Origin of the sequence: uncultured Mycobacterium sp. (assembly GCF_964249325.1) — a bacterium.
In the GTDB taxonomy this organism is placed as follows: domain Bacteria; phylum Actinomycetota; class Actinomycetes; order Mycobacteriales; family Mycobacteriaceae; genus Mycobacterium.
In genome coordinates this window covers 1-4,085 of the sequence record NZ_CAXUCH010000317.1, presented here as the reverse complement: position 1 = coordinate 4,085, position 4,085 = coordinate 1, and the positions used below count along the sequence as shown (strand labels likewise).

Here is a 4,085-nt window from a genome sequence, read left to right as displayed (position 1 = left end):
CGGTGGTGCGGGCGGCGGCTCCCGATACGGGTAACAGCCGGGGCCGGGCAGCGGCACGCCCGGCGGCCCGCAGGGCCGATCTGCCGGGTTGCCGGTGATCGCATCCGGGATCGTCCTGCGCGGTTCGCCGCCCTGGCCAGTCCGCGGGTACGGGATCGGCAGCGGCGGTGTGCCCGGCTGGCCGACTTGCGGATCGGCCCGCTCGGTGGGCGCCAGCACATTCGGGTCGAGTCCGAGGTCGGAGAAGGCCGCATCGATGAACGGCTGCACGAATTGCCCGGGCAGCAAGTTGACCACGTATGCCTTGAAGAACGGTCCCGATGACACCGCTTCGCCGAGCCCCAAGGCGTATCTGTTGAGCCCCACCAGAGCCTTCTGCACGCGTTCTTTCCGGTTGTCGACGATCGTGAGGACCTCGTTGAGCTTGTCCAACGTCGGCTTCAACGTGTCGCGGTTTTCGGCGATGAAGCCCTTGATCTGCAGGGCCAGCGCGGAAAGGTTGTTGGCGATCTGGTCCAGTGCGCGGCTTTGGCTTCTGAGCTGGACCAAAAGCTCATTGGTGTCGGCGACCAGCCTGACCACTTCGTCGCTGCGTTCGGCCAACACCTTGGTGGCCTTGTTGGCGCTAGTTAACAGGTTTCGCAGCTGGGCGTCGCGCTCGTCGAGCGTCTGAGAGAATCGCGCCACGCCCTGCACCGCGACCTTGAGGTCGGGCGGCGTATCGGAGAACGTGGTTGCCAGCACGGCCAGCGATTTGGATAGCTGGTTGGTGTCGAGTCCGCTGATGGTGTTGGTGAGATCACCCAGCGCGTCTGGCAGTTGATAGGCCGACGTGGTCCGCTCCAGCGGTATGGTGCCGCTCAGCGGCTTGTCTCCGCGCGGCGTGACCTCGAGAATCTTGCTGCCAAGCACGGTCCTCAATTTGATTGCCGCCTCGGTACGGTCACCGAGGCGAATGTTGCGGGCCACCGTGAACTTGACCAGCACCCGCGGCCCGTCCAGCTCGACGCTGGCGACCTGCCCGACCCGGTACCCCGACACCAGAACATGGTTGCCGCCAGCGAGCCCGCCCGCCTCAGCGAAGTACGCCGCGTAGACCTTGTCCCTGTTGATGAACCACAGCTTGTCGTAGTTCAGCGACAGCATCATCAGAGCAAGGATCACGCCGAGGCCGATGGCCCCCAGGGCGAACGGATTGCGCTCGGAGAAGGGTCTCACCGCGGCGTGCACCTCCCCGTGGCCTGCCCGGCCAGCTTGACGTAAAGCGGTTGGCCGCCTTTGCCGTTGAGCTTCAGCACGATGTCGCACAGATAGAAGCTGAAAAAGTCGCCGTACATGCCCTGCCTGTTGAGTATTTGAGTCGCGTCGGGCCAGGTTTGCAGGAAGTTGTCGAAGTAATCGCGGTCGGCGAACACCGTGGCGGCGGTTCGATCCGTCTCGTGCACAACCTTTTTCAGCGGTGGGCGGGCCTGCGCCAGCAGATCGGCGACTGAGCCGGCAGCGGCGTTGGCGAAAACCACCCCGTTGGTGATGTCTTGTTTGCGGGCTCTGAGACCTGCTACGAGCTCCGAAAGTGAGTCGATCGCCTTGGCGAACTGGCCGCTTTGGCCGCTCAATGACCCCAGCACGCTGTTTAAATTGGTGATCACCTGACCGATCAGTTGATCGCGGTCTGCCAAGGTGTTGGTCAGCGCCGCGGCCTGGTCGAGGAAGGAACCGATTGTCCCGCCCTGACCCTGGAAGGCCGCGATCAGTTGGCCGGTCAGCTTGTTGACCTGGTCTGGGTCCAGCGCTCGAAACAGTGGCCGAAACCCGCCGATCAACGCATCGAGGTCCAGCGCCGGCTCGGTGCGGCTCAGCGGGATTGTCGCGCCCGGGCGCAGCCGCTTGACTCCCCCGGCTCCTTCTTCCAGTGCCATATATCTGCCGCCGATGAGGTCGGCGAAACGGATGGCGGCCCTAGTGCCCTCGGTGAGCACCACCGAATTGGCCGCGCTGAACTCGACGAGCACCGTGGAGTCGGGCTGGATGGAGATGTTTTTGACCTTGCCGACCTCGACACCGGCGATGCGGACGAAGTTTCCCCCTTCCAGCCCCGACACGTTGGCGAACTGAGCCTTGTAGGTTTTCTCCGGCTGAAAACGCAGCTGCCCGAACACAGCGAGCAACAAGACCATGCCGAGCGCGGACACGACGGCGTAGATGGCAAGGCGCCACAGCGCTCCTACCAAATTCTCTCGCATGTCGGCCTTTCCTCAGATATCTGCTCGATCGTGTGGGCTCTTGACTGCGGGTCAGGGCGCTGGGGCATACGGCGGTTCCAGCTGCACGCACTGCTGGTTGAGGATTCCGCAGGTCGGTTGCTCACCGGAGGGCACCGGCGGCACGAACGGTTCTGATCCCGCCGGCGGCGGTCCAGGTTCGCGTGGCCGCCCGGGCGGAGGTGCTGGCGGCAGGCCGGGAAATAGCGGCGTTCCGTCCGGGGCGTACTGCGGCGCACCGTAGGGTGCCGGGCCGTTGTAGCCGGCGGTTCCCGGGACCGGACCCGGCGCCGGTGGCCCCGGATGACGAATGCTGGGTGGTCTGAGATCGCCGCGCGTGACCGGGGCATAGTCGACGTATCCGGGGAAGCCGATGCCCGGGTTGGGCCGCACGTCCATCCCGGTACCCCACCCGGTGTTGGTGACCAGGTAGCGCTGCGGGAAGTTCTTGGCGACGTCGGGCAGCGATCCGCAGCCGGGCTGGCCGCCCGGTCCGCCCTTGGCGCCGTTGATCGGCAGATTATCGGGGAAGCGGTAGGTGTCATCGCCCAGCAGCAACGCGACGTCGAGGATCACCGAGTAGCCGTTGTGGCCGCCGGCAACATCCAAAAAGCCGAAATCCAGGACGTTCTTTCCGCCGACCAGCGTGCAGGTTAATTCGGGGTTGTACTTCATCAACAGTCGGGTGGTGGACTCCAGCAGGTTGATGCCGTGCACCAGGTTGTCCTTATTCGGGCCGATCAGGTTGGTGCCGCTGCGCGACAGCCCGGCGACGTTGAGCAGCAACGAGTCCAATGCCGGGGCGTTGCGGGTGATGGTGGCGCTGGTGGTGGCGGCCGCATCGAGCACCGTCACGATGTTGCGTGCGGCCGCGCTGTAGGTGTCGCTGAATCCCTTCAGCGCCCGCCAGTCGGCGCGGATGGTTTCACTGCGGGGATTGATTTCCGTCAGGACCTGGTTGAAGTCTGTGGTGGCCTCGCCGATGGCCTCACCCTTGCCGCGCAGAGCATCACCCACCGCGGTGAGCACAGCGTTGAGCTTGGGGGTGTCGACCTGGTTCAGCACCCCCACGAGGTTCTCGAACACGGTGTTCACCTCGGTGCTCACGTTGCGTGATATCACCACCGCGCCACTCGCCAGCCGCTTGGGGCTGGGGTGCTCCGGTATCAGCAGGTCGACATATTTGGCGCCGAATGCTGTGGTGGCGGTGATTTGGGCGGTGACGTTGGCGGGGATGTATCTCAGCTGCTCGGGGTAGAGCTCCAGGCGGAGTCTGACCGGGTCTCCCGGCTGGATCGACGCAACTCGGCCGACTTGGACGCCGCGCAACTTCACTTTGGCGCCGGGTTCCATGACCAGCCCTGCCCGGTCCGATGCGAGGGTCACCCTGGCATAGGGCTGAAGGTCTCTGTTGAACGCCGCTATCGTCAGTGCGATCAGGCCGCTGATGAAGGCGATGAGGATGACGCTCCAAAGCGCCGGGTGCAGGCCTGCCTCGCGTCGTTTCGTTTTCATTGGTCGCTACCCGGACAGGTTGAAGTTGCCGGACACCCCGTAGGCGGCCATCGCCACCGCTAACGTCGCCGTGATCGCCACGATCAGCGAGGCGCGCACTGAACGGCCGACCGCTTCACCGACGCCGGCCGGGCCGCCCGACGCGTGGAAGCCGTAATAGGTGTGCACGAGCATGACAACGGTCGACGTCGCGATGATCTGCAGCAAAGACCAGATCAGGTCGGTTGGCTGCAGATAGGTATGGAAGTAGTGGTCATAGATTAATGTATCGTGTTGGAAGTAATAGTAGACTATTTTGGGGGTCGCCAG

Annotated in this window: 4 protein-coding genes; all 4 read right to left on the bottom strand. The window is 64.3% G+C overall.

The window, feature by feature from the left end; all coding sequences use genetic code 11:
- Window positions 1-1,218, bottom strand: a 1,218-nt coding sequence (locus ACFE99_RS23485; RefSeq protein WP_375489054.1) for an MCE family protein, incomplete at its 3' end; no start/stop codon positions are given.
- Entirely contained in the window at window positions 1,215-2,243 is a 1,029-nt protein-coding gene (locus ACFE99_RS23480) for a virulence factor Mce family protein (RefSeq protein ID WP_375489052.1), read from the bottom strand. The genes ACFE99_RS23485 and ACFE99_RS23480, both read right to left, overlap by 4 nt.
- Window positions 2,244-2,294: 51 nt before the next feature.
- Window positions 2,295-3,776, bottom strand: coding sequence for an MCE family protein (locus ACFE99_RS23475; RefSeq protein ID WP_375489050.1), 1,482 nt, complete (start codon window positions 3,774-3,776; stop codon window positions 2,295-2,297).
- Between the two features lie 6 nt (window positions 3,777-3,782).
- Window positions 3,783-4,085 (bottom strand): ABC transporter permease (locus ACFE99_RS23470; RefSeq protein WP_375489048.1); only part of this gene is annotated, 303 nt, incomplete at its 5' end.

Excerpts from the sequence above, each read along its gene's own strand:
- ACFE99_RS23480 (WP_375489052.1), bottom strand. The coding sequence starts at position 2,243 with ATGCGAGAGAATTTGGTAGGAGCGCTGTGGCGCCTTGCCATCTACGCC.
- ACFE99_RS23475 (WP_375489050.1), bottom strand. The coding sequence starts at position 3,776 with ATGAAAACGAAACGACGCGAGGCAGGCCTGCACCCGGCGCTTTGGAGC.